This is a genomic window from Achromobacter sp. MFA1 R4 (assembly GCF_900156745.1).
Classification (GTDB): Bacteria; Pseudomonadota; Gammaproteobacteria; order Burkholderiales; family Burkholderiaceae_B; genus Achromobacter.
The window spans coordinates 519,798-543,359 of the sequence record NZ_LT707065.1 but is presented as its reverse complement, the minus strand read 5'-3'; the positions used below and the strand labels follow the sequence as shown (position 1 = coordinate 543,359).

The 23,562-nt window shown below is 67.7% G+C and carries 19 protein-coding genes, 1 tRNA gene and 1 other RNA gene; 15 read left to right on the top strand and 6 right to left on the bottom strand.

Annotated elements, in window-relative coordinates:
• Positions 1–33 precede the first annotated feature (33 nt).
• A tRNA-Arg gene (locus BXA00_RS02460) sits at positions 34–108 on the bottom strand.
• A gap of 353 nt (positions 109–461) precedes the next feature.
• Here BXA00_RS02460 and BXA00_RS02455 point away from each other — a divergent pair.
• The 13 genes from BXA00_RS02455 to BXA00_RS02400 all read left to right on the top strand — a co-directional run bounded on the left by BXA00_RS02455 (position 462) and on the right by BXA00_RS02400 (position 16,680).
• Positions 462–1,667 (top strand): MFS transporter, encoded by a 1,206-nt coding sequence (locus BXA00_RS02455; RefSeq protein WP_076515898.1) that lies wholly within the window; start codon positions 462–464, stop codon positions 1,665–1,667.
• Between the two features lie 23 nt (positions 1,668–1,690).
• Complete coding sequence (locus BXA00_RS29030) at positions 1,691–1,849, top strand: hypothetical protein (protein ID WP_172805845.1); 159 nt, start codon at positions 1,691–1,693, stop codon at positions 1,847–1,849.
• A gap of 115 nt (positions 1,850–1,964) precedes the next feature.
• The gene (locus BXA00_RS02450; RefSeq protein ID WP_231952194.1) at positions 1,965–2,531 is read left to right on the top strand and encodes a hypothetical protein; all 567 of its coding nucleotides are present in this window, start codon (positions 1,965–1,967) and stop codon (positions 2,529–2,531) included.
• A 111-nt stretch (positions 2,532–2,642) separates the two neighbouring features.
• The gene (locus tag BXA00_RS02445) at positions 2,643–5,306 is read left to right on the top strand and encodes a PD-(D/E)XK nuclease family protein (protein WP_076515896.1); all 2,664 of its coding nucleotides are present in this window, start codon (positions 2,643–2,645) and stop codon (positions 5,304–5,306) included.
• A gap of 3 nt (positions 5,307–5,309) precedes the next feature.
• Positions 5,310–8,780, top strand: a complete 3,471-nt coding sequence (locus tag BXA00_RS02440) for an exodeoxyribonuclease V subunit beta (RefSeq protein WP_076515894.1) — start codon at positions 5,310–5,312, stop codon at positions 8,778–8,780.
• Between the two features lie 249 nt (positions 8,781–9,029).
• Positions 9,030–9,127: signal recognition particle sRNA small type (gene ffs, locus BXA00_RS02435), an RNA gene on the top strand.
• Between the two features lie 152 nt (positions 9,128–9,279).
• A complete protein-coding gene (gene dnaX / locus BXA00_RS02430) occupies positions 9,280–11,697 on the top strand; it encodes a DNA polymerase III subunit gamma/tau (protein WP_076515892.1) in 2,418 nt (805 codons plus the stop codon).
• Between the two features lie 47 nt (positions 11,698–11,744).
• Positions 11,745–12,071 carry a YbaB/EbfC family nucleoid-associated protein gene (locus BXA00_RS02425; protein ID WP_076515890.1) on the top strand — a complete coding sequence of 109 codons (327 nt, stop codon included), beginning with the start codon at positions 11,745–11,747 and terminating at the stop codon, positions 12,069–12,071.
• Positions 12,072–12,092: 21 nt separating this feature from the next.
• Positions 12,093–12,701 (top strand): recombination mediator RecR, encoded by a 609-nt coding sequence (gene recR / locus BXA00_RS02420; protein WP_076515888.1) that lies wholly within the window; start codon positions 12,093–12,095, stop codon positions 12,699–12,701.
• A gap of 67 nt (positions 12,702–12,768) precedes the next feature.
• Positions 12,769–14,043: a CaiB/BaiF CoA-transferase family protein gene (locus tag BXA00_RS02415; protein WP_076515886.1), complete on the top strand. Its 1,275-nt coding sequence runs from the start codon at positions 12,769–12,771 to the stop codon at positions 14,041–14,043.
• Positions 14,040–15,080 (top strand): ABC transporter substrate-binding protein, encoded by a 1,041-nt coding sequence (locus tag BXA00_RS02410; RefSeq protein ID WP_076515884.1) that lies wholly within the window; start codon positions 14,040–14,042, stop codon positions 15,078–15,080. Before BXA00_RS02415 ends, BXA00_RS02410 begins: the two co-directional genes overlap by 4 nt.
• Complete coding sequence (locus BXA00_RS02405; protein WP_076515882.1) at positions 15,073–15,882, top strand: ABC transporter ATP-binding protein; 810 nt, start codon at positions 15,073–15,075, stop codon at positions 15,880–15,882. The genes BXA00_RS02410 and BXA00_RS02405 overlap by 8 nt, the downstream gene beginning before the upstream one ends.
• Before the next feature lie 3 nt (positions 15,883–15,885).
• Positions 15,886–16,680 carry an ABC transporter permease gene (locus BXA00_RS02400; RefSeq protein WP_076515880.1) on the top strand — a complete coding sequence of 265 codons (795 nt, stop codon included), beginning with the start codon at positions 15,886–15,888 and terminating at the stop codon, positions 16,678–16,680.
• 25 nt (positions 16,681–16,705) lie between these two features.
• On the opposite strand, the gene BXA00_RS02395 is transcribed toward BXA00_RS02400, so the two are convergent.
• The 4 genes from BXA00_RS02395 to BXA00_RS02380 are packed head-to-tail and all read right to left on the bottom strand — an operon-like array spanning position 16,706 to position 20,517.
• Positions 16,706–17,281, bottom strand: coding sequence for a biliverdin-producing heme oxygenase (locus BXA00_RS02395; RefSeq protein ID WP_076515878.1), 576 nt, complete (start codon positions 17,279–17,281; stop codon positions 16,706–16,708).
• Positions 17,282–17,293: 12 nt separating this feature from the next.
• Positions 17,294–17,935 (bottom strand): hypothetical protein, encoded by a 642-nt coding sequence (locus BXA00_RS02390; protein WP_076515876.1) that lies wholly within the window; start codon positions 17,933–17,935, stop codon positions 17,294–17,296.
• A 10-nt stretch (positions 17,936–17,945) separates the two neighbouring features.
• Complete coding sequence (locus BXA00_RS02385) at positions 17,946–18,302, bottom strand: response regulator (RefSeq protein ID WP_231952261.1); 357 nt, start codon at positions 18,300–18,302, stop codon at positions 17,946–17,948.
• Positions 18,303–18,327: 25 nt separating this feature from the next.
• Positions 18,328–20,517: an ATP-binding protein gene (locus BXA00_RS02380; RefSeq protein ID WP_076515871.1), complete on the bottom strand. Its 2,190-nt coding sequence runs from the start codon at positions 20,515–20,517 to the stop codon at positions 18,328–18,330.
• A 99-nt stretch (positions 20,518–20,616) separates the two neighbouring features.
• Here BXA00_RS02380 and BXA00_RS02375 point away from each other — a divergent pair, with 99 nt between their 5' ends.
• Positions 20,617–21,144, top strand: a complete 528-nt coding sequence (locus tag BXA00_RS02375) for a carboxymuconolactone decarboxylase family protein (RefSeq protein WP_076515869.1) — start codon at positions 20,617–20,619, stop codon at positions 21,142–21,144.
• A 69-nt stretch (positions 21,145–21,213) separates the two neighbouring features.
• On the opposite strand, the gene tal is transcribed toward BXA00_RS02375, so the two are convergent.
• Entirely contained in the window at positions 21,214–22,167 is a 954-nt protein-coding gene (gene tal / locus BXA00_RS02370) for a transaldolase (protein ID WP_076515867.1), read from the bottom strand.
• 234 nt (positions 22,168–22,401) lie between these two features.
• On the opposite strand from tal, the gene carA reads away from it, so the two are divergent.
• A complete protein-coding gene (gene carA / locus BXA00_RS02365) occupies positions 22,402–23,556 on the top strand; it encodes a glutamine-hydrolyzing carbamoyl-phosphate synthase small subunit (RefSeq protein WP_076515865.1) in 1,155 nt (384 codons plus the stop codon).
• Positions 23,557–23,562: the final 6 nt, after the last annotated feature.

Sequence of the window (23,562 nt, the reverse complement as noted above, 5' to 3'; positions counted from 1 at the left end):
GGGGGGAGAACGGCGCGCAGGCCGAGGCCGGACTGGCCTCGCCGGGTGGAATCGAACCACCAATTGACCCTTAGGAGGGGCCGGTTATATCCATTTAACTACGGCGAGCTGGAGTGATGTGCAAGGCGAGCCCGCCGCACTTGGCGGGCAACGGCGCGCCCCGACAGGGCGCGTCCGCGCATAAGGCCTTGATATTGCTGCGAATCGCGGGAGCGAAAAGTGTAGCACTGCGGTCGCGGGCTTCGAAGCAGGACGCAAGTCTATCAGCAGCCGGTGCAAGCCCCAAATCCGACGGTGCAGCGTTTGGTCCGATTTGGGGCGGGAGGCGCGAAGGGCGTTGCGCCAACCGGGTTATTCGCCGGTCCGCGCGACGACTTTGTATATGATGGTTGCGTCCGCCGTCGCGCCGGGCCGTCCCGAGGAGGGGACGCAACCCCCAAAAACAACCAGACACGGGTTTCATGTCTAGCCAAACCGATACGATTTCCGCACGCACCATTGCCTTGGGCACCCTGGTCGTGCTGCTTGCCATGGGCGTGCGCGCCACTTTCGGCCTGTTCATGCAGCCCATGGGCCTGGCGCATGGCTGGAGCCGCGAAGTGTTTTCCATGGCGTTTGCCCTGCAGAACCTGGTGTGGGGGCTGGCCTGCATTTTCATGGGCATGCTGGCCGATCGCTACGGTTCGGGCCGCACCATTGCGCTGGGCGCGCTGCTGTACATGCTGGGACTGATCGGCACGCGCTTCGCTACCGACGAAGCCACGCTGTACCTGACCGCGGGCGTGCTGGTCGGGTTGGGACAGGCGGGCACCACCTTCCCCGTGATCCTGCCCGTCGTCGCGCGTTCCGTGCCGCCGGCCTACCGCAGCACGGCGATGGGCATCGCCAGCGCGGGCGGCTCGCTGGGCCAGTTTGCCGTCGTGCCAACGGGCCAGTTGCTGATCAGCGGCCTGGACTGGACGGGCGCGCTGTGGGTGCTGTCGATGTTCGTGGCCTGCGCCGCGCCGCTGGCGTATTACCTGCGCGGCCGGCCGCAGGTCCATGCGGGCCCGCAGCAGTCGCTCTCGACCGCGATCAAGCAGGCCGTGCGCCATCCTTCGTTCCACTTCCTGTTCTGGAGCTATTTCGTCTGCGGCTTTCATACCGCGTTCATCACCTTGCACCTGCCGGCCTATGTGACCGACGGTGGGCTGACGGCAGGGCAGGGCGCCACGGCCATCGCGCTCATCGGCCTCTTCAACGTGCTGGGTTCCTTCTACGCGGGCAAGCTGGGCGGCAAGTACAGCAAGAAGCGCCTGTTGGCGGTGGTGTACTTCATGCGCGCGTTCGGCATCCTGCTGCTGCTCTGGATGCCGCTGTCGCCCTGGGTGCTGTACGCCTTTGCAGCGTGGATGGGATTGTTCTGGCTGGGCACGGTGCCGTTGACGCAGGGGTTGATCGGCCAGATCTACGGCCTGCGCTATGCGGCCACGCTGTCCGGCATCGTGTTCCTGGGCCACCAGCTCGGCAGTTTCATCGGCGTATGGCTGGGCGGCTATGCCTACGCCAAGACCGGCAGCTACGATCTGGTCTGGTGGCTGGGCGTGGCGCTCGCCGTCATCGCCGCACTGTTGTGCCTGCCCGTGCGCGAACAACCGGTGACGCCGGCGCAACCGGCCACGGCTTGATCACGGCAAACCGGAGCCCCGCCATGACCCACCGCCCGCATCCTGAAGCTCCTCGCCGCAAGGGCTGGCGCGCCTTCGGCGTGGTTGCGCTGGCGGCGGTGCTGGGCCTGGCATTCTGGGGCTATACGACGCCTGAGATGCAGATTCACTGGGAAAACCTGGCCGCGCTCTGCGGCTTTTAACCGGGATTTCAGACGCGCCCTATATCGCGGTGCAAGTCTCGCAAGTAAACAGGGGAAAGCGGAGGCTTATGTTTCGAATAAGCCCAGCGAGGTTGCCAGCCTGGTGGTAACCACAATGACGGATGCGGTCATGATCCTGGGTCGGGCGGAAGCCTTCTCTCGAGTCGACGTTTTGAAAATCAAGAAGGCGACTCGCATGAAGGCATGGCTCGCGGTTCTCTTTCTTGCGTTTCCTATGTTTGCTCGTGCGAACGGCTTCCCTGACGAGCCGTTCCGCACGCCTCCGGACGAGCGCTTTCTGGTGTCGGCAAACCCGTATTACCACCAGCCCGAGAGGGCGATCAAGAACCGGGTGGCGTACTTCAAGAAGCAGGATGGCACCAACCATTTTTGTCTCGTCGGATATAAGTGGCGGGACGGCAATACGCAGGTGTGGCTGTATTGGCTGGAAGAGGGCAGCCTGGTTCAGTGGGACGGCAGCCTGGACCGGGAAATTCGAGAGGCCAGTCTGATGGATACTACCGATGGCGTGCGTTTGGCCGATATCCCCGCCGACGGCGAGGATCCCGGCCTGGGCGGAGCGCGGGTGACCCGTGTTCGGGCCTGGCATCAGTTGGTTGACGACTGCGAGCGGCACGGCCAGAAGTATGTCATTGCGCCTTTTGCCCTGAGTGGCAAATAGGCGCGCACGCACCGCATTCGCGGTCCGGCTCGCGGTATCCTACGGCGGAGATTTTCTCCGCCTTTTTTATCCCTAAATTCGCGCAGCCGACCGCTGCCCCCGTGGGTGCCCATGCAGGACGCATCGCCTTCCTATTCCGATCTTTCGCTGCCCGAGATCGCCAGCCTGCCCGCCGCCGGCACGCTCGTGCTGACGGTGAACAACCGCCTGTCGCGCCGGCTCACGCTTGAACTGGCCGGGCTGCTGCGGCAGGAGCGCCAGGTCAGCGAACTGCCGCGCATCCTGCCGCTGTCCGCCTGGCTGGCCGAGTCCGCCAACGAACTCGCATTCGAGGCCGACGAAGGCGTGCCGGCTTACCGGCTGGACAGTTTCGCCACGCAGCTCGTCTGGACGGAAGCGATCCGCCTCGAAGAAGCCGAACGCGTCCTGCTGGACGCCAGCCAGGCCGCGCGGCTGTCCATGGACGCCGATCTGTTGATGGACGAATGGGCCCTGCAGGTGCCGTCCGGCGCCGACACCGACGAATACCGCGGATTCGCGCGGTGGCGCGAACGCTATCGCCGCACGCTTGCGGGTATCGACGCCGAGGACGCCAACCAGGGCTACGCACGCGTGTTGCGCGCGCTCGAGGAAGGCCGCTTGGCCACCCCCGCGCAATTGGTGCTTGCCGGATTCACGGACATCTCGCCGCGTTTCGAACGTCTGCTGCACGCCTTCCAGGCACAGGGCACGGATGTCGCGCAATGGCGTGACGCCCTGCGCGTGCAGGCCTTGCCCCGGCGATTCGAGGCCGCCGACCAGGGGGCCGAATGGCGCGCCGCCGCCGACTGGGCGGCCCGGCAATTGAAGTCCAATCCCACCGGCCGCTATGCCATCGTCTCGCCGCAACTGGAAGCGGAATCGCCGTTTGCGCGGCGGGTGCTGGGGCAGGCGTTGGCCGGCCGCGATGGCGCGCCTGCCTTTGCCTTCAACGTCGCGGTTGGCCGACCGCTCGACGAATGGCCCATGGCGCGTGCCGCGCTGGCCTGGCTGCGCGCGCTGGCCGAATGCGCGCCCGGCAAGGGCTGCGGCGTCGACGTGCTGGGCGCCGCGCTGCTCGCGGGCCACTGCGCCGGCGACGTGCGCGATCGCGCGCGCATCGCGTCGCTTGACGCACGTTGGCGTCGCCAGGGCCAATTGCATGTCGGGCAGCAGGAATGGCGCAGGCTGCTGGCAGACCTTCCCGCACTGGCGCAGGCGTGGGACCAGGCGATGGAAATCTGGACGCGGGGCGGCCGCCAGGCCACGTGCGACGTCTGGATGCTGCGCATGAAAGCCGCGTTGACCGCCCTGGGCTTTCCCGGCGAAGCGGCGCTCGATAGCGTGGGCTATCAGGTCATGGGGGCCCTGGGCGATGCGCTGGGAAGTTTTTCGGCGCTGGCGCCGGCCGCTGGCCGCCTGGGCGGCGTGGCGGCGGTGAACCTGCTGGAAAGCGTGGCGCGTTCCTCGTCGTTCCAGCCGCAGCGCGATCCGCTGGCGCGGCTGGACGTGCTGGGCTTGCTGGAAGCGGAGGGAGGCGCCTGGGACGGCCTCTGGCTGCTCGGGCTGACCGACGACGTGCTGCCTGCCTCGCCCAAGCCCAATCCGCTATTGCCGCTGGCTGTGCTGCGCCAGGCCAGGGCGCCGCGCGCCACGCCCGAGCGCGAGCGCGAATGGGCCGAAGGCATGTACGCGGCGCTGTGCCGCTGCGCGCCGCAGATCATCGTCAGCCACGCGCACATGGACGGCGAGCGGGAGTTGCGCCCGTCGCCCCTGATCGCAGCCCTGGACCTGACCGACTGGGCGCCCGCCCAGGCCCCGGCACAGCCGGCCTTGCCTCAGGAATCGCTGGACGACGCGCAAGGTCCGCCCCTGGCTGCCGGAAGCCGCGGCGGCGGCGGTCTGGACGTGCTGGACACGCAGGCGCGCAATCCGCTGTGGGCCTTTGTGCGCCACCGCCTGGGCGGCCGCGAACTCGCCCCCTATGCCGATGCGGCCACCGTGAACGTGCGGGGCCAATTCCTGCACAAGGCGCTGGAAATCGTGTGGGGCATGATGCCCGACCAGGAATCGCTGCATGAACAGCTTGCCTGCGGCCGGTTGCCCGCGCTGCTGGAACAGGCCGTGGCGCAGGCTGCCGATGAAGAACTCAAGGAGTACGCGCCTGCGCTGCGGGCCCTGGAATGCCAGCGCGCGCAGGGCGTGCTGGCGTCCTGGCTGGACCTCGAGGCGCAGCGCCTGCCGTTCGCCGTGGCGCAGGTCGAAAAGAATCACCAGTGGCAGCGCGGCGCGCTCAACCTGAAGCTGCGGCTGGACCGCATCGACACCCTGCCCGACGGCCGCAACGTCATCGTCGACTACAAGACCGGCGTGGCCGCGGCCAAGCCGGAGCCGGACTGGTCGCGCAACCGTCCCGTAAATGTGCAGTTGCCGTTCTACGCGTCCGTGCTGGCCGATGCCGCGGGCGGCGAAGCGGCGGGCCTGGTGCTGGCGCAGATCCACGCACGCCAGGTCGCCGCGCAGGGGCTGGCCGACGAAGACCTGGGCATTCCGGGCGTCACGCTGGCCAGTGAAAGCAAATACTTCGACGGCCTGACATGGCCCGAGATCCGCCAGCGCTGGCGCGCCGCGATCGAGGGGCTGGCCGATGAATATGTCGCGGGGTATGCGGCCAACATGGCCTACCGGCGTGACGACCTGAAATACTGCGATGCATTGCCGTTCCTGCGTTTGCATCTTGACGACGAGGACGCATAAGCCATGGCCGAAATAGTTCGCCCGCAGCAGGCCGACCGAGAGCCTCAGGATCATGCCGCGCGTGCGGCGGCGCTGGACCCGACGCGCTCCTTCCTGGTCCAGGCCCCCGCGGGGTCGGGCAAGACCGAGCTGCTGACCGATCGCATCCTGGCGCTACTCGCCACCGTCAACCGTCCCGAGGAAATCGTCGCCATCACGTTCACGCGCAAGGCGGCGTCCGAGATGCACGCGCGCGTGCTCAGCAAGTTGCGGCGCGGGCTGGACGCACCGCCCGAGGCCGCGCACGAACGCCGGAGCTGGGACCTGGCCCGCGCGGCGCTGGCGCGCAACGCCGAATTGGGCTGGCATCTGCTCGAGCATCCCGCGCGCCTGGCCATCCGCACCATCGACTCGTTCTGCGCGGGGTTGGTGCGCAGCATGCCGTGGCTGTCCGAACTGGGCGGCATGCCCGACATCACCGACGACGCGCGTACCCACTACGAGGCCGCCGCCCGCGCCACGCTGGATCTGGCCGATGAATACGAGGCCGTGCGCGTCCTGCTCAGGCACCTGGATGTCGACGTGCAGGCGGCAAAAGACGCGATCGCCGACATGCTGGGGCAGCGCGACCAGTGGCTGCCGCTGCTGCGGCACGGCTCCGATCGCGAGGCCCTGGAGGCCACGCTGGCCGAAGCCATCGGCGAAGACCTCGACGCGCTGTGCGCGGCCATGCCCTACGGCTGGTCCGAGGCGCTTTGCGGCCCGGCGCGCCTGGCCGCCGCCCACCTGCAGGACGGCGAGGGGGACAACAAGCTTGCGGCGTTGCTGGACTGGACCGAAGACCTGCAGCCCGACGCCGAACTGCTGGACGCGTGGCGCGCGGTCGCGCATCTGCTGCTGACCAGCACGGGGTCTTTGCGCAAGACCGTCACCAAGAACCTGGGATTTCCGCCCAAGTGCGCGCACAAGGAACCGTTCGTGGCATGGCTGGAAGGAGCGGACGCGCAGGCCGCGTGGGTAAGACGCCTGCATGCCGTGCGCGATATCCCGGCGCCGCATTTCACGGATGCGCAATGGGAAGTGCTGGGCGCCCAGCTCATGACGCTGGCGCTCGCCGTGGCGCAATTGCGGCTGCGGTTCGCCGACCAGGGAGAAGTCGACTTCATCGAAATCGCCCAGCGCGCCGCCGCCGCGTTGGGCAGCGCCGACGATCCTGGCGAACTGCTGCTCAAGCTGGACGCCTCGATCCGGCATCTGCTCATCGACGAGTTCCAGGACACCAGCCAGACGCAGCTCGACCTGCTGCGCACGCTGACCTCGGGCTGGCAGTCCGGCGACGGCCGCAGCCTGTTCCTGGTGGGCGATCCCATGCAATCGATCTACCGCTTCCGCAAGGCGGAGGTGGGCCTCTTCCTGGAGGTGGCGGACCTGGGCGTCGGCGAGGTCAAGCCCGACTTCCTGAACCTGACGGACAACTTCCGCTCCCAGGCCGGCATCGTGGATTGGGTGAACAAGTCGTTCGTGTCGCTGCTGCCCCAACGCAGCGACGCCGCGGCAGGCGCCATCGCCTACAGCCCGTCCACCGCCTTCCATCCGGCCTTGCCCGATCCCGCCGTGCGCTTTCATCCGGCCTGGTCGCGAGAGGGCGCGGCACCCGCCGAAGCGCAGGCCGAGGATATCGCGGTGGGCCTGGTGCGCCAGGCCCTGATCGAGCACAAGGGCGCCAAGCATCCGGTGGCGATCCTGGTGCGCGCGCGCAGCCACCTGGGCAATCTGACCCGCCGACTGGCACAGGAAGGCATCCGATGCCGCGCGGTGGATCTGGTGCCGCTGGCCCTGCGCCCGGTGGTGGCCGACCTGGTGCAGCTCGTGCGCGCCCTGTCGCATCCGGCCGACCGGCTGGCGTGGCTGTCCGTGCTGCGCGCGCCGTATTGCGGCTTGACGCTGACATCGCTGCAACGCCTGTTCGGCGACGACCACGTCACGCCGGTGCCGGTCCTGCTGGAACGCGCGCTACGCATGACGCCGCAGCCTGTCCTGGAGACAGGTGCGTCGGCCGCGGCGCCGCAGGGGTCGCTGTTCGACGCGCCCGCCGCAGAGCCCGACGCGCCGTCGGCCCAGGCTTTGCTCAGCGCCGACGAATTCGCCCGCCTGCGCCAGGTGGCGGCAGTCCTGCTCGACAAGCGCAACGCATCAGGCGCGATCCCGTTCGCCGCGTGGGTCGAGTCGCTGTGGCGCCGTTTGGGCGGACCCGGCCTGTATGCGGGACTGTCGGTCGCCAATGACGCGGAAAGCCTGTTCCAGCTCGTCGAGCGCCTGGCGCCGCACGGCAACATCGACGTATCCGCGCTGGACGCCGGGATCGCGCGCCTCTTCGCCGCGCCGGACGCCGCCGACGAGGATGAAGGCGCGGTCGAAATCATGACCATGCACAAGTCCAAGGGCTTGCAGTTCGAAACCGTGATCCTCTACGGCCTGCACCGCGCTCCCCGCGGCGACCAGGCGCCGCTGGTGCGCTTTGAACAAAGCGGCGGCCGCGTCCTGTTTGGTCCCGTCAAGCCGCGCGCCGAAACCGAAGCCGACCCGGTCTCGCGCTACCTGGGCGCCCGCGAAGCCCGCCGCGCTTCCTACGAAATCGACCGCCTGCTCTACGTGGCCGCCACGCGCGCGCGCAAACGGCTGCATCTGGTGGGCCACGTGTCGATCGACGACGCCACCGGCCAGGCCAAGACGCCCCCCGCCGCCAGCCTGCTCGGCCGCCTCTGGCCCTGCCTGACGCCGCCCGTGCCGCCGTCTTTGAACGAAGACACCGCGCAGGCGCAGGACGATGCCCCCGAATGGCAAGGCGAGCCCCTGCGGCGCATCGACAGCGCCGGCCTGGCGCACCTGCAGCGCCAATCCCAGGTCACCATGAGCGCGGGCTTCGCCACCGCAGCCCGCGGCGCCTGGGGCGAAGCCGCTGAACATCCCGCCTGGCAACTCGAAGCGGGCTACGACGCCGCCATCGGCACACTGGCCCACGCCTGGCTCGCCCGCATCGGCCAGGACGGCATCCAGGCATGGCCCGCCGAGGCCCTGGCCCCGCGCCTGCCCGCCATGCGCCGCCAGCTCACCCGCGCAGGCATCCCCGCCAGCCAGGCAGACGCAGCCGCCGAAGCCGTCCTCGACACCCTGCAAGCCACGCTCGCCGACGAGCGCGGCCTGTGGCTCCTATCCCAATCCGGCGCCCGCCGTGAATGGCCCCTCATCGACGCCGCAGGCAAGGTCTCGGTCATCGACCTCGCCCTCAGCACCGAAGACGGCTGGCTGATCGTCGACTACAAAACCGGCCGCCCCCATCCCGGCGAATCCCCCGACGCCTTCGCCACCCGCATGCGCCAACGCCACGGCGAACAGCTGCAACGCTACTGCACCCAAGTCTCCGCCCTGGACGGCCGCCGCGCCCGCGCCGCCCTGTACTTCCCCCGCGCAAAAGCATGGATAGATCTGCCCTAATGAGTGAAGCAACCCAAGCGAATTAAGCCAAGCGAAACAAGCCCAGCGAAATAAGCCACCCCCCCGCACTAAGCCGCCCTCCCGAAAGCCAGGCAAAGCGAAGCGAGCCAAACGGGCCAGCGAAGCGAAGCCCCCACCCCCTCCCCCTCGGGGGGAGGGCCGGGGAGGGGGCCCACATACTGCCCCTCGGGGCCCGCCAGTCGAGATTCGAGCGAGCGCGCGAAGCGCAGCTCTGCTAGAATCTCGACTGGCGGGCCCCTTCGCATGGTTCGACGGTGAACCTGGTCAGGTCGGGAACGAAGCAGCCATAGTCGTTTAGGGTCAGTGCCGGAGTAAGGCTCGCCAACCGGATTCTTCAAGGCAGGTAGCGTTTGCTACATCGCTTTCAAAGGGGACGGGGTTATTTTCCAAGGATTCAATCCACGGGAATAAGCCCGTCCCCTTTGCATTCCAGCCCGCTCGATCAACGGGTTCAACAATCAGGCTCTACAATCCAGCCATGACTTATCTGGTATTGGCCCGCAAGTGGCGGCCGCGATCGTTCGATACCCTGGTGGGACAGGATCACGTGGTGCGCGCGCTCACCCATGCGCTCGACACGCAACGCCTGCATCACGCCTGGTTGTTCACCGGCACCCGGGGCGTAGGCAAGACCACGCTCTCGCGCATCCTGGCCAAATCGCTCAACTGCGAAACCGGCATCACCTCCAAGCCTTGCGGCGTCTGCCGCGCCTGCACCGAAATCGATGCCGGGCGCTTTGTCGACTACCTCGAGCTGGACGCCGCGTCCAACCGCGGGGTCGAAGAGATGACCCAGCTCCTGGAGCAGGCGGTCTACGCGCCGGGCGCGGGGCGCTTCAAGGTCTACATGATCGACGAAGTCCACATGCTGACCGGGCATGCGTTCAACGCCATGCTCAAGACGCTGGAAGAGCCGCCGCCGCACGTCAAATTCATCCTGGCCACCACCGACCCGCAGAAGATCCCGGTGACGGTCCTGTCGCGCTGCCTGCAATTCAACCTGAAGCAGATGCCGGCCGACTCCATCGTCGGCCACCTGCAGGCCGTGCTGGGCCAGGAAGAGGTCGGTTTTGAAGTGCCGGCCCTGCGCCTGATCGGCCAGGCCGCGTCGGGTTCGATGCGCGACGCCTTGTCGCTCACCGACCAGGCCATCGCCTACAGCGCGGGCAACCTGACCGAGGACGCCGTGCGCGGCATGCTCGGCACCATCGACCAGCGCCATCTCGTCCGCCTGCTGGACGCCCTGTCAACGGGCGACGCCAAGGGCGTGCTGGCCGTGGCCGACGAGCTCGCGATCCGCGGGTTGTCCTATGCCGGCGCGCTGGCGGATCTGGCCGTGCTGCTGTCGCGCGTGGCCATCGAGCAGCGCGTGACCGGCGTCACGGCGGCCGAAGACCCGCTGGCGGCCGACATCGCGCGTCTCGCGCAGGCGCTGCATCCAGACGCCGTGCAACTGTTCTACTCCGTCGCGGTGCATAGCCGCGGCGAATTGACCCTGGCGCCGGATGAGTACGCGGGCTTCATCATGGCGTGCCTGCGCATGCTGTCGCTCAACGGCGATGCCGGGCCGCAAACCGCGCTGGAAGCGCCTGCCGCGCCCGCCCGCCAGGCCGCGGCCGAACCGGCGGTGGCCGCCGCCTCGCACGCCAACGCTGCGGCGGGGGCTGCGGCGGGAGCTGACGCGGATACGGCAACGCGCGCCCCGGCAATCGCCGCGCCGTCCTCCCACGCGTCCACGGGCAATGGCGCCCCAAGCCATGCCGCCTCGGGCAATGCGGCGGCCAACCAGGCTGCAGCAGGCGATGCGGCTGCGCCCAGCGAGGGCGGGGCAGCGCATGACGCCCGAGCCGATGCGGCCACGTCCGCTCCCGTGGTGCCCGCAGCCGCAGCCGCAGAAACACCGGCAGCCACAACTACACCCGCAGCCACAGCTGCCGCCGCACCCGCAGCCGAACCCACAACCGCGCCCGTCGCCCCCGCGTCCGCCACTCTTGCAGCCGATCCCCAGGTCGCCAACGCCCCGGCCGCTGCCAGCGTTGCGCCCGACCCGGCGGCCGCCAGCCTCGCGTCCCGTGCACCGGCCGATCCTGCCGGCGTCCCGCAGGCGCAACCCCCGGCCACCCCCGCGCCCAGCCCGCAACCGGCTGGCAGCCACGGCGTTCCCCCATGGGAAGACTTGCCCGCTGACGCTTCCGATGCGCCCACCGGCGCCGCGGCTGCCAAGGCACAGGGCTCGGCCGCGCTGGCGGTGACGCCCGCCGCGGCAGCCATCGCGGCGTCGCCGGCCATGGACGACGCCGACGGTCCGCCGGCCTGGGTCGACGAAGAAATACCCTTTGAAGCCGAAGGCGGGTTCGTGCCCGACGGCGGCTTCACCTCCGATCCGGACGACGATTTCGAAACGCTGGCCACCACGCCCTCGACGGCGCCGGTGGCGCCTGCCCCCAAGCGTGCAGGCCCGGCGCCTGGCCGCAAGCGCGCGTCGCGCGCCCGCCTGTCCGACATGGATTCGGCGTCATGGCCCGAGCTGGCCGCCCGCCTCCCCGTGACCGGCCTGGCCGCCGAACTGGCGCGCCAGAGCGAATGGGCCGGTGTGCAGGGCGATGCGATCGTGCTGCGCGTGGCGGTCAAGACCCTGGCCGAAAGCGAAAGCCGCGTGCGCCTGCAAACCGTCCTGTGCGAACATTTCGGGCAAGGCATACGGCTGGACGTGCAGGTCGGCGTCACCGGCGACGCCACGGCCCATGCCGTGGCCAAGGCCGAGACCGCGGCGCGCCAGTTGGCCGCCGAGAACGCCGTGGCCGAAGATCCCTTCGTGCAGGCGCTGTTGGCGGATTTCGGCGGTCATGTCGTGCCCGGCTCGATCCGCCACGTAGATTCCCCGGCCGCCGCCTAGGGGGCGGCGGCCCCCCCTCATTCCCCTCGTTCAAGGAAGCTCCCATCATGATGAAAGGACAACTCGCCGGCCTGATGCGCCAAGCGCAGCAGATGCAGGAAAACATGAAGAAGGCGCAGGACGCGCTGGCCGACATCCAGGTGGAAGGCGCCTCGGGCGGCGGCCTGGTGAAGGTCACCATGAGCTGCCGTCACGACGTCAAGCGCGTCGAGATCGACCCGTCGCTGCTGGCCGACGACAAGGACATGCTGGAAGACCTGGTCGCCGCCGCGTTCAACGACGCGCTGCGCAAGGCCGAAGCCACGTCCCAGGAAAAGATGGCCTCGGTGACCGCCGGCATGCCGCTGCCCCCGGGCATGAAGCTGCCCTTCTGATTGCCGCTGCCGTAGGCTGAGATGGATCCTTTGCTGCCTGAACCCGAGCCGCTCGTCACGCTGATCGAAGCGCTGCGGCGGCTGCCTGGCGTGGGCGTGCGCTCGGCCAGACGCATGGCCTATCACCTGTTGCAGCATGACCCGCAAGGCGCGGACATGCTGGGGCGGGCGCTCGCGGGCGCGGTGCGGGACCTCAAGCACTGCGCGCGCTGCAACAGCTTCTCGGAAGACGAGGTCTGCGCCACCTGTTCCAACGCCAAGCGCGATCCCACGCTGCTGTGCATCGTGGAAACGCCAGCCGACCAGAACATGATCGAGTCCAGCCACGGCTACCGCGGCCTGTACTACGTGCTGATGGGCCGGGTGGCGCCGCTGGAAGGCATCGGTCCGCGCGAACTGGATTTCGATCGCGTGATCAAGCGCGCGACCGACGGTGTGGTGCAGGAGGTCATCCTTGCCACGAACTTCACCGCGGAAGGTGAGACCACGGCCCATTTCCTGGGCGAAGCGCTGGGCGAGCGCGGCCTGCGGGTCACGCGCCTGGCGCGTGGCGTGCCCGCCGGCAGCGAACTGGAATACGTCGACGCGGGCACCATCGCCTGGGCCCTGATGGAGCGCAAGACCACCTGACGCTCGCGGTATCAGAACGCCCTGCGGCTACGTATCGCCAGGGCCAGAAATGTGAGGAAGACAAGCCATGTCAGCGCTGACCGGACTGAAGGTCCTGGAACTCGGCACGCTCATCGCCGGCCCATTCGCCGCGCGCATCTTCGGCGAATTCGGCGCCGACGTCATCAAGGTGGAAACCCCGCACGGCCCCGACGGCACGGGCGGCGGCGACCCCATCCGCAGCTGGCGCCATCTGCACGAGGGCAATTCCCTGTGGTGGACGGTGCAGGCCCGCAACAAGCAATCCATCGCGCTCAACCTGAAAGACCCGCGCGCCCAGGAGATCGCCCGCAAGCTGGCGCTGGACGCCGACGTGGTGGTCGAAAACTACCGGCCCGGCGTGCTGGAGAAGTGGGGCCTGGGCTACGAACAGCTGCGCGCCATCAACCCCGCCCTCATCATGGTGCGCCTGTCCGGCTATGGACAGACGGGCCCCATGAAAGACCAGCCAGGCTTTGGCGCCATCGGCGAATCGATGGGCGGCCTGCGCTATGTGTCCGGCCACCCGGACCGACCGCCGCTGCGTGTCGGCATTTCCATCGGCGATTCCATCGCGGCCCTGCATGGCGTGATCGGCGCGATGATGGCGCTGCGCCATCGCGATGCCACCGGCGGCCGCTGGAACGGCAAGACGGGCGACGACTGCCAGGCGGGGCAGGGGCAGATGGTGGACGTGGCGCTGTACGAAGCCGTGTTCAACATGATGGAAAGCCTGGTCCCCGAATACGACGTGGCCGGCGTGGTGCGCGAACGCACGGGCGGCGCGCTGCCCGGCATCGTGCCCTCCAATACCTACACCACCCGTGACGGACAGAACATCGTCATCGCGGGCAACGGCGACGCGATCTTCCATCGCCTGATGCGGGCGATCGGCCGCGACGATCTTGCCGAGGACCCGGAGCTGGTGCGCAACGACGGCCGTGCGCGGCGCGTCGACGAGATCGACGGCGCCATCCAGCAATGGTGCGACGGGCGCGGCATCGATGCGGCGCTGGACGCGCTCAAGCGCGCCGACGTGCCGGTGGGCAAGATCTACAGCGTGGCCGACATGTTCAGCGATCCGCAGTTCCTTGCGCGCCGCATGATCGAGCAGCACCGCCTTGCCGACGGCAGCCCCGTCAAACTGCCCGCCGTGGTGCCCAAGCTGTCCGAAACGCCCGGCCAGACACGCTGGGTGGGCCCGAAATTAGGGGAACATACCGAGGAAGTCCTGAAATCGCTGGGGTATGATTCAGCGGCTATCGACGAGCTGGCGAAGACCGGCGCTATCGGCAAACCCGACAACCAGGAGACAAACCAATGACAGTCACCCGCCGTGAACTGCTCAAGATGGCCGGCGCTGCCGGCGTCATGGGCATGGCCCCCGCCATCGTGCGCGCGCAGAAGCTCGAAAAGACCAAAGTCCAGATCGCCGTCGGCGGCAAGCCGCTGATCTATTACCTTCCGCTCACTATCGCGGAAGTGCGCGGCTACTTCAAGGACGAAGGGCTGGACGTCAGCATCGCCGACTTCGCCGGCGGTTCCAAGGCCTTGCAGGCGGTCGTGGGCGGCAGCGCGGACGTGGTGTCCGGCGCGTTCGAGCACACGCTGTCCATGCATTCCAAGGGCCAGGCCTATCGCGCCTTCGTGCTGCAGGGCCGCGCGCCGATGATCGGCGTGGGCGTCTCCAAGAAGAACCTGCCCGGCTACAAGAGCGCGGCCGACCTGAAGGGCAAGAAGATCGGCGTGACCGCGCCGGGTTCGTCCACCAACATGGTGGTCAGCTTCTTCCTGGCCAAGCATGGCCTGAAGGCTTCCGACGTTTCGTTCATTGGCGTGGGCGCCGGCGCCGGCGCGGTCACCGCGCTGCGCAGCGGCCAGATCGACGCCATTTCCAACACCGACCCGGTGGTCTCGATGCTGGAGATGCCCGGCGAGATCCAGATCATCGTCGACACCCGCACGCTCAAGGACACGCAGGACATCTTCGGCGGCAACATGCCGGCGGGCAGCCTGTATGCGCCGCAGGCCTTCATCGACGCCAACCCCAACACCACGCAGGCGCTGACCAACGCCATCGTGCGCGCGGACAAGTGGATCCAGAAGGCCGGCCCCGAAGAAATCGCCAAGGTCGTCCCGGAAGCCTACCTGCTGGGCGACCCGGCGGTTTACAAGGCGGCGCTTGCCAAGAGCATGGAAGGCCTGTCGCCCGACGGCATGATCCCCGAAGACGGCGCCGCGACCGCACTCAAGGCGCTGGCTGCGTACCAGGCTGAATTCAACGCCTCGAAGGTCGACGCCTCGAAGGTGTGGACCAACGATTTTGCGCGCCGCGCCAACGAGAAGTACGCCAATGGCTGAAGCTGCACTGTCGCTGGAAAACATAAGTTGCACCTTTGTCTCGCGTGATGACCGTTCGCAGCGCTACACCGCCGTCAGCGACACGACCCTGGCCATCGCGCCAGGGGAGTTCGTGTCGGTGGTGGGCCCGACCGGTTGCGGCAAGTCCACGTTGCTCAACGTCAGCGCCGGTCTCCTGGCGCCGTCCTCGGGGCAGGTGAAGGTTTTCGGCCAGCCCCTGGCCGGCATCAACGAACGCGCGGGCTACATGTTCCAGGGCGAGGCGCTGCTGCCCTGGCGCAGCGCGCTGGACAACGTCATCGCCGGCCTGGAGTTCGCCAACGTGCCGCGCGCCGAGGCGCTGGACCGCGGGCGCGAATGGATGCGCCGCGTCGGGCTGGGCGGCTTCGAGGGCCGCTATCCGCACCAGATGTCGGGCGGCATGCGCAAGCGCGCCATGCTGGCGCAGACGCTGATTCGCGATCCCGACATCATCCTGATGGACGAGCCGTTCTCCGCGCTGGACATCCAGACGCGCCAGCTCATGGAGAACGAGGTCCTGGACCTGTGGATGGCCAAGCGCAAGGCCGTGCTCTTCATCACCCACGACCTGGACGAAGCCATCGCGATGAGCGACCGCGTGATCGTGCTGTCGGCGGGTCCGGGCACCCATCCCATCGGAGAATTTGCAATCGATCTGCCGCGTCCGCGCGACGTGGCCGAAGTGCGCATCGACCCGCGTTTCGTCGAGCTGCACGCCGCCATCTGGGGCGTGCTGCGCGAGGAAGTGCTCAAGGGCTATGCCCAACAGAAGCGAGCCTGAGCCATGCCCAAACTGATCAAATCCGGTTCCGGCAGCCTGCGCGTCTGGCAATTGCTGCTCCTCGTCATCATCCTGGGCGTCTGGCATTTCGCGTCGCGTGATCCCAAGGTTGCCTTCTTCTTCGGCGAACCGCTGAAGGTCTGGGGGCGCATCTGGGCCTGGTTCGTCACCAATGCCGATATCTACGGCCACCTGGCCGTGACGCTGACCGAGACCGTGCTGGCGTTTTTCATCGGCACCATCGCGGGACTTGCCTTCGGGCTGTGGCTGGGACTGTCGCCGCGCGCCAGCGCGATCCTCGATCCCTACATCAAGGCGGCCAATTCGATGCCGCGCGTCATTTTGGCGCCCATCTTCGGCATGTGGTTCGGCCTGGGCATCTGGTCCAAGGTGGCGCTGGCGGTCACGCTGGTGTTCTTCATCGTCTTCTTCAACGTCTACCAGGGCGTGCGGGAAGTCAGCCCCACCTTGCTGGACAACGCCCGCATGCTGGGCGCGCGCAAGCGCCAGTTGCTGCGCCACGTCTACCTGCCATCGGCCACGAGCTGGGTGTTTTCCAGCCTGCACACGTCCGTGGGCCTGGCTTTCGTGGGCGCGGTCGTGGGCGAATACCTGGGGTCGGCAAGCGGCGTGGGCTACCTGATCCTGCAGGCGGAAGGCACGTTCGACGTGAATACCGTGTTTGCCGGCATCATCGTGCTGACGGCCTTCGCGCTGATCCTGGACACCATCGTCGGGGTGGGCGAAAAGCGCCTGATGAAGTGGCAGCCCAAGTCGGGCGAAACCGAAAAGCTGTAGCGGACTTTGCGCCGCGCTGCCGGCCTCAGGCCCGCAGCGCGCGCTGGCTGCGCAGCCAGCCGGTCAGGCTGTCGAAGGCGTCGCGGGCGCCTTGCAGCGCCTGCGGCTCGTGGCCCAGCGCGCCCGCCTCGCTGTCCAGGTGCAGCAAAAACGCCTTCCACAACGGTCCCAACTGCTCGCCATAACCGTGCAGATAGCGCTGGGGCAGGTCGGGCGCCACTTCTTGCAGCCGCTTGGCCAGGAACCGCCCGCCCAGTTGCGATCCTTCCACCACGTAGGCCACGCCCAGCGCATAGGCGTCCGGCGCCGCTACCGCGGGCGGATGCGCGCAATGCAGGACGGGCGTGGCGTCGCCGGCCATCTTCAGGTCTTCGTACAGCCAGGCGCTCTTGCCGGCGCGCTCGGATGCGCGCAGGGCTTCGGGCCAGTCCAGTTGCCAGAGCCGCTGTTCCAGCGGTTCCAGCCAGCCCAGAAGGGCGCGCAGGTAGGTCAGGTAGTCGTCGCGGTCGACATGGCTTTCGGCCAGCGCCAGGCCCTGGTCCAGCGTCTCGTGGCGATCGCGGGTGCCCTCGCGCAGCACCTGGTGAACGGGAGAAATCATGCGGTCGGCTCGCTAGGCGGAAGAGGCGGCCGGCAAGTGCAGGGACCAGCAGCGGTCCTGGCGTTCCAGCCGCCAGCCCGCCGCGGTGGCAAGAAGCTCGACCTCCTGGGGGTTGAAGGCCATCGGCTGCTCGGCGCCGCCGCCTTCGGGCAGCCGCGCGCGCCATACGCCGGGCTCCGACGCATCCAGTTCGAGATGCGCGTCGGCAGGCACCATCGGCAACAGGCACAGCAGCCACGCCAGCACCAGGTACCGGGTGCTGAAGACCGGCACGTCGGCATGGACCACCTGCTCGGGCCAGCGGATGCCGTGACGTGACAGCAGCAGATGCGAGAACATCAGCTTGCGGCATTCCTGCAGCAGATCGCCGCAGGGGGTCGTGGCGCCGGCGTCGCTCAGCCATCCCTCCAGCTCGCGCACCACGCCCACGCTTTCTTCGAGCATCTCGGCAAGATCGCCGGCAAGCCGTTCGCAGCGTTGCTGGACGGCTTCATTGCTGGCGCCTTCGGGCGCCTGCCGCAGCATGGCGGCAGCGAGCGAGGCGCTGGACAGCGGGCCCAGGACTTCGTGGCGCAGCACGGGAAAGATCTGGCAGAACACCTTGAGCTGCACGCCCTTCACGGCCAGCAGGCCAAGGGTGTCGGATTGCGTCATGAAAAAACCGTCAGTTGGCCTCGTGCAGAATGGCCAGCAGCGCGTCGGGATCCGCGGGCTTTTCGATCCATCCGGTGAAGATGTTGTTGATGGCGTCCTGCCGCTCGTGCCGCGCCAGCCCGCTCAGGGCGTAGATGCGGGGCGGGTTGGGACGCTCGCGCAGCCGCTTGGCCAGCTCGTAGCCGTCCATGTCGGGCAGCAGGATGTCCAGCAGCACGGCATCGGGCGCGAACGTGTCGACCAGTTCCAGGGCTTCGCCTCCGGTGGCGGCGCACCGCGTCTCCAGATTGGAAAGCGCCAGGAACTCGGCCAGCAGTTCCGATCCCATTTCGTTGTCGTCCACCAGCAGGACGCGCATGGCGCGCACTTCGTTCAAGTTGTGTCTCCCAGGTTCAAGCGTGTTTGGTGTCGGGCATGCCGCGCGGCAGCGTTACCGTGAAAATGATAAGCCCGTCGCGGCATTCGACCGCGATGTCGCCCCCGTGGTCGCGTACGACCTGCTCGGCGATGTACAGGCCAAGCCCCAGGCCGGAGCGGTTGCGCGACTGGCCCACCGATTCCGGCTTGAACGGCGAAAACAGGTGTGCGAGCACGTCATCGGGGATCGGCTCGCCGTAGTTCGTGACGCTCAGCGTGATGAGGTCGTCGGAGACCTCGGCCTTGACCAGGATGGGCTGGCGCGGCGCGCCATGCTGGCGCGCGTTGCTCATGAGGTTGGTCACGACCTGCGCGATGCGGTCGGTGTCGGCCATGAGGGTGAGGCCGGCGGGCAGGTCGGGCTCGATGCGCAGTCCCGGGTAGGCCTGGCGCTTTTCCTCGATCAGGCCGTTCACCAGGGCCGACAGATCGCACGGCCGCTTTTCGATTCCCAGGCCCAGCCCGCCTTGCAGGCGCGACAGGTCCAGCACCTGCGAAATCAGGCGCTGCATGCGGCCGCTGGAATAGCGGATGCGCTCGCCCATGCGCGCTCCCGTGTCCGTCCTGGACAGCAGGGTGGCGGCCATGGAAATGGACTGCAGGGGGTCCCGCAGGTCATGGCCCAGCATGGCCAAGAGGGCGGTGCGCGCCCGGTCCACGTCGGCGGCGCGGCTGGTCGAGATGTGGGAAAGCTCGTCGCGCAGGCCATCCACGGCCTCCAGCTCGGAAGGCAGCCAGGACGTGCTGACCCCGCGCACGACTTCGCGCCACGCCTCGAACGAGCCGCGCGGCGTCAGGCGCGGGCCCAGGCTGCCCACGGCGTATTGCTTCTCGGGCCGGCCGCCCCAGACCAGGGTTTCGATCTGTTCCTTGCGCAGCCAGATCAGCCAGCCGTTGTTCATGGGGTCGAACTTGCAGGCCAGCAGGCCCGCGTACGGCACCAGGTCGGTCTGCAACTCGGGGTAATCGCGCGCGATGTTGGTGGTATGGACCAGGCGCTGGCCGCTTTGATCCAGCGCGCACAGGATGCCGGCCAGTTCTCCGCGTGGCGCGATGCCGCCGAACACGGTCACGCTATTGCCCCACAGACAGAGCGCGGCGTCGTTCGGCACGAGCGATGCCGGGGTCTGGTCGCCGCGCGACAGGGCCTGGTGCACGTTTTCGGTCGACGACACGCGTTCGGCAAGGTAGCTGACCAGCGCGGCGCTCTTGCGGGACTGCTCCGCGCGCTCGTTGGCTTCGATGCCGGACACGGTGGCGGACACCACCTGGGCCATCGCTTCGCACGCCAGGCGGGCCGGATAGGGAACGGCCCGCGGCGAGTGGTGATGACAGGCGATCATGCCCCACAGGCGGCCCCCGATCACCAGCGACAGGCTCATCGACGCGCGCACGCCCATGTTCGCCATGTATTCGAGGTGGATGGGCGACACGCTGCGCAGGACGGAAAAGCTCATGTCCAGCGGGCGGGGATCGGGCGAGGGCGCGCTCAGGACGCGCACCGGCTGGTAGGTGGCGTCGGCGATCAGGCGCAGGGTGTTGACCGTGTACAGGCGGCGCGCCTGCGCGGGGATATCGCCCGCAGGGTAGCGCCGGCCCACCCAGTCGTCCAGGTCGTCGCGGCGCTGTTCCGCCACGATCTCGCCGCTGTCGTCCGGATGGAAGCGATACGCCATCACGCGATCGAAGCCCGTGGCGCGCTGCACTTCGCGCACCATGCTGTCCAGCAGTCCCGGGATGTCGCGTTGGCGGCGTACCCGCTCGATGCTGCGGTAGATGCGCTCCGGCGCGGCAATGCCGACGCCGTCGCCCCGGCGTTCCAGCTCGACGATGGTCAGTCCGTCGCTGTTGCGGTGGCCGATCACGTCATAGGTTGCGCGGTCCTGCGTGATGGTCAGGGGATCAAAAATGGGGTCAGGGTTGCCCAGCCAGGAAGACAGGCAGTGGGCCAGGCCCGGCGGCAACGTTTCATGCGGGCAGGGCTGATCCAGCGTCAGGCAGGTGTCCAGGATCCGTGCGGCGTTTTCGCTGGCATAGCGCAGCGTGCCATCCGAGTCGAATGCGAGCAGCGCCCCCAACGGTTGGATGGCGCCCGGAATATGTATCGGTTCGCTGTCGCAGTTCGCGAGAGTGAATGGAGGGTAGGATGTGGTCGGCGCATTCATTCGTGCGAGGTACCGTAGACGCGCAGGGTTGCTGCCATTATGTCAAAGATATTGTGAGAATGTGTGCATTTGCTGCCCTTCAATATGTCAGGAGTTCGCATGGCCCGCCTGTCCTACGCTGATTTGACTCATCCTGAAGCACGGCCTCTGGTCGATCGCATCGTTGCGGAACGCGGCAGCGTGCTGCACCTGTATCAGATGCTGCTGCACAGTCCCGCCGTGGCCGGCGGCTGGCTGAACTACCTGACGTCCATCCGGCAGCTCAGCAGCCTGCCCGGGGATCTCCGGGAGCTGGTGATCATGCGCGTGGCGGCCATCAATGGCGCGCCCTACGAGGCCGACCAGCATGCGCCGATCGCCCTGAAAGAAGGCGTGTCTCAGGAAAAGCTCGATGCGCTGGACGCCTGGGAAGGTTCCGGGCTGTTCAGCGAACGCGAGCGGGCGGTCCTGGCCTACACCGACGCCATGACGCGCCAGGTGCAAGTGCCCGATGCGGTGTTTGAGGCCGCGCGGGCAGCCATGGGGTCGGAAAAACTGGTCGTCGAACTCACGGCGACGGTGGCGGCCTACAACATGGTATCGCGCTTTCTGGAAGCGCTGCAGGTGCACTCCCACGATAGCCGCTGACCAGGCGGCCCGGCGGCCCGGCGGTCCGGCGGCGCGGCGGCGCGGCGAGCGGCGCCGCGCCGGCCGGCTTCAGCCTCGTTGCGCCTCGATCAGCGCGTCCAGCTTGATGGCGTCGGCCACAAAGAGGCGGATGCCCTCGGACAGCTTCTCGCTGGCCATCGCGTCATCGTTGAGCAGCGTGCGGAACGTCACTTCGTCCGCGCCCAGGCGCGCAACCTCGCCTGCGCCGTCGCTGGCGCGAAGCTGCGCGGGGGCATCGCCCTCGGTGGCGGCCAGCTTGTTCAGCAGTTCCGGGCTGATCGTCAGCAGGTCGCAGCCCGACAACGCAAGGATCTGGCCGACATTGCGAAAGCTCGCGCCCATGATTTCGGTGGGAATGTCGAAGTGCTTGTAGTAGCGGTAGATCGCGGTGACGGATTGCACGCCGGGATCCCGCGCGCCGGCATTGTCGTCTTCCACCCAGGCCGCGCCGGCCGATTTCTTGTACCAATCGTAGATCCGGCCGACGAACGGCGAGATGAGCTGCACGCGCGCATCCGCGCAGGCGACCGCCTGGGGCAGCGAGAACAGCAGCGTCAGGTTGCAGCGGATGCCTTCGGACTGCAGCGCCCGGGCGGCCTGGATGCCCTCCCAGGTGGATGCAATCTTGATCAGCACCCGCTCGCGCGGGATGCCGGCGGCCTCGTACAGGGCAATCAGGCCACGGGCGCGCTCGATGGTGGCGCGGGTGTCGAACGACAGGCGGGCGTCCACTTCGGTCGACACGCGGCCCGGCACGATGTCCAGGATCGCGCGGCCGAAGGCGACCAGCAGCCGGTCCATCAGTTCGGGGGTGGACGCGCCGCGGTGCTCGCGCGCGGTCTTTTCCAGAAGCGGACGATAGGCGTCCTGCTGGACGGCCTTGAGAATAAGGGACGGGTTGGTCGTGGCGTCCGTCGGACGCAAGGCCTTCATGGCTTCGAAGTCGCCGGTGTCGGCGACGACGGTGGTGTGGTCACGCAGGGCGTCAAGTTGGCTGGGCATGGACTGATACGACTCGCAACTGGCTAGGGTTGAAGGTGCTGCTAGCGTATCACCGACGCCGCCACGACGCTGTCGGCCGCAAGGGCGAGGCCGTCGCCGCAAAGGGGCGCAACGGCGCGGCCGAAACCGCCAAAATCCCGGTTTTGGCCTTATTTGGCGCGGTTCCCCGGGAAAAACGGCCGGTCAAGGTATAATCCGAAGGTTTGATTATCGATTCTAAAACCGGGGTTTACTGTGCTGCCGCAACTCTTTCCCGAGGGGATCAACCGCTTCCCTCCTGCAATTCTGGCTCTGGCGGACGGTACCATTTTTCGAGGCGTGTCGATCGGTGCGCCTGGCCATACCGTTGCCGAAGTGGTGTTCAACACCGCGATGACCGGGTACCAGGAAATTCTCACCGATCCGAGCTACAGCGGTCAGATCGTCACGTTGACCTATCCGCACATCGGCAACACCGGCGTCAACGCCGAAGACGTGGAAGCGAACCGCGTCTATGCCGCCGGCCTGGTGGTCCGCGACTGTCCCGCCCGCGTGTCGAACTTCCGTTCCACGCAATCCTTGCCCGAGTACCTGTCCGAGCAGGGCATCGTTGCCATTTCCGGCATCGACACCCGCAAGCTCACGCGCATCCTGCGCGAAAAGGGCGCCCAGGGCGCGTGCATCTTCGTGGGTTCCGACGCCGAGCGCGCCGTTGAACTGGCCCGCGGCTTTCCCGGCATGACCGGCCAGGATCTGGCCAAGGTCGTGTCCATCAAGGAAAGCACCGGCTGGACCCAAGGCACCTGGCAACTCGGAGAAGGCTACACGTCGCCCGACCAGTCCAAGTTCCACGTGGTCGCCTACGACTATGGCGTCAAGAGCAACATCCTGCGCCTCCTGGCCGACCGCGGCTGCCGCATCACGCTGGTGCCGGCGCAGACCAGCGCCGAAGACGTCTTCAAGCTCAATCCCGATGGCGTGTTCCTGTCCAACGGCCCCGGCGACCCCGAGCCCTGCGACTACGCCATCGATGCCACGCGCGCGTTCCTGGACAAGAAGCTGCCGGTGTTCGGCATCTGCCTGGGCCACCAGATCATGGGCCTGGCGGTGGGCGGCAAGACCGTCAAGATGAAGACCGGCCATCACGGCGCCAACCACCCCGTGCAGGACCTGCAGTCCAAGCGCGTGTTCATCACCAGCCAGAACCACGGTTTCGCGGTCGACGCGGCCAGCCTGCCTGCCAATGCGCGCGTGACGCACGTCTCGCTGTTCGACGGCACGCTGCAAGGCTTCGAGCTCACCGACCGCCCGGCCTTCTGCTTCCAGGGCCACCCTGAAGCCAGCCCGGGTCCGCACGACATCCTGGAGCTGTTCGACAAGTTCATCAGCCTGATGTCCGGCCAAAAGTAAAGATTG

Coding starts and splice junctions, on each gene's coding strand:
- BXA00_RS02390 (WP_076515876.1), bottom strand. CDS start 17,935: ATGACGCAATCCGACACCCTTGGCCTGCTGGCCGTGAAGGGCGTGCAG.
- BXA00_RS29030 (WP_172805845.1), top strand. CDS start 1,691: ATGACCCACCGCCCGCATCCTGAAGCTCCTCGCCGCAAGGGCTGGCGC.
- BXA00_RS02410 (WP_076515884.1), top strand. CDS start 14,040: ATGACAGTCACCCGCCGTGAACTGCTCAAGATGGCCGGCGCTGCCGGC.
- BXA00_RS02455 (WP_076515898.1), top strand. CDS start 462: ATGTCTAGCCAAACCGATACGATTTCCGCACGCACCATTGCCTTGGGC.
- tal (WP_076515867.1), bottom strand. CDS start 22,167: ATGCCCAGCCAACTTGACGCCCTGCGTGACCACACCACCGTCGTCGCC.
- BXA00_RS02405 (WP_076515882.1), top strand. CDS start 15,073: ATGGCTGAAGCTGCACTGTCGCTGGAAAACATAAGTTGCACCTTTGTC.
- dnaX (WP_076515892.1), top strand. CDS start 9,280: ATGACTTATCTGGTATTGGCCCGCAAGTGGCGGCCGCGATCGTTCGAT.
- BXA00_RS02395 (WP_076515878.1), bottom strand. CDS start 17,281: ATGATTTCTCCCGTTCACCAGGTGCTGCGCGAGGGCACCCGCGATCGC.
- BXA00_RS02380 (WP_076515871.1), bottom strand. CDS start 20,517: ATGAATGCGCCGACCACATCCTACCCTCCATTCACTCTCGCGAACTGC.
- recR (WP_076515888.1), top strand. CDS start 12,093: ATGGATCCTTTGCTGCCTGAACCCGAGCCGCTCGTCACGCTGATCGAA.
- BXA00_RS02425 (WP_076515890.1), top strand. CDS start 11,745: ATGATGAAAGGACAACTCGCCGGCCTGATGCGCCAAGCGCAGCAGATG.
- BXA00_RS02440 (WP_076515894.1), top strand. CDS start 5,310: ATGGCCGAAATAGTTCGCCCGCAGCAGGCCGACCGAGAGCCTCAGGAT.
- BXA00_RS02450 (WP_231952194.1), top strand. CDS start 1,965: ATGACGGATGCGGTCATGATCCTGGGTCGGGCGGAAGCCTTCTCTCGA.
- BXA00_RS02445 (WP_076515896.1), top strand. CDS start 2,643: ATGCAGGACGCATCGCCTTCCTATTCCGATCTTTCGCTGCCCGAGATC.
- BXA00_RS02400 (WP_076515880.1), top strand. CDS start 15,886: ATGCCCAAACTGATCAAATCCGGTTCCGGCAGCCTGCGCGTCTGGCAA.
- BXA00_RS02415 (WP_076515886.1), top strand. CDS start 12,769: ATGTCAGCGCTGACCGGACTGAAGGTCCTGGAACTCGGCACGCTCATC.
- BXA00_RS02375 (WP_076515869.1), top strand. CDS start 20,617: ATGGCCCGCCTGTCCTACGCTGATTTGACTCATCCTGAAGCACGGCCT.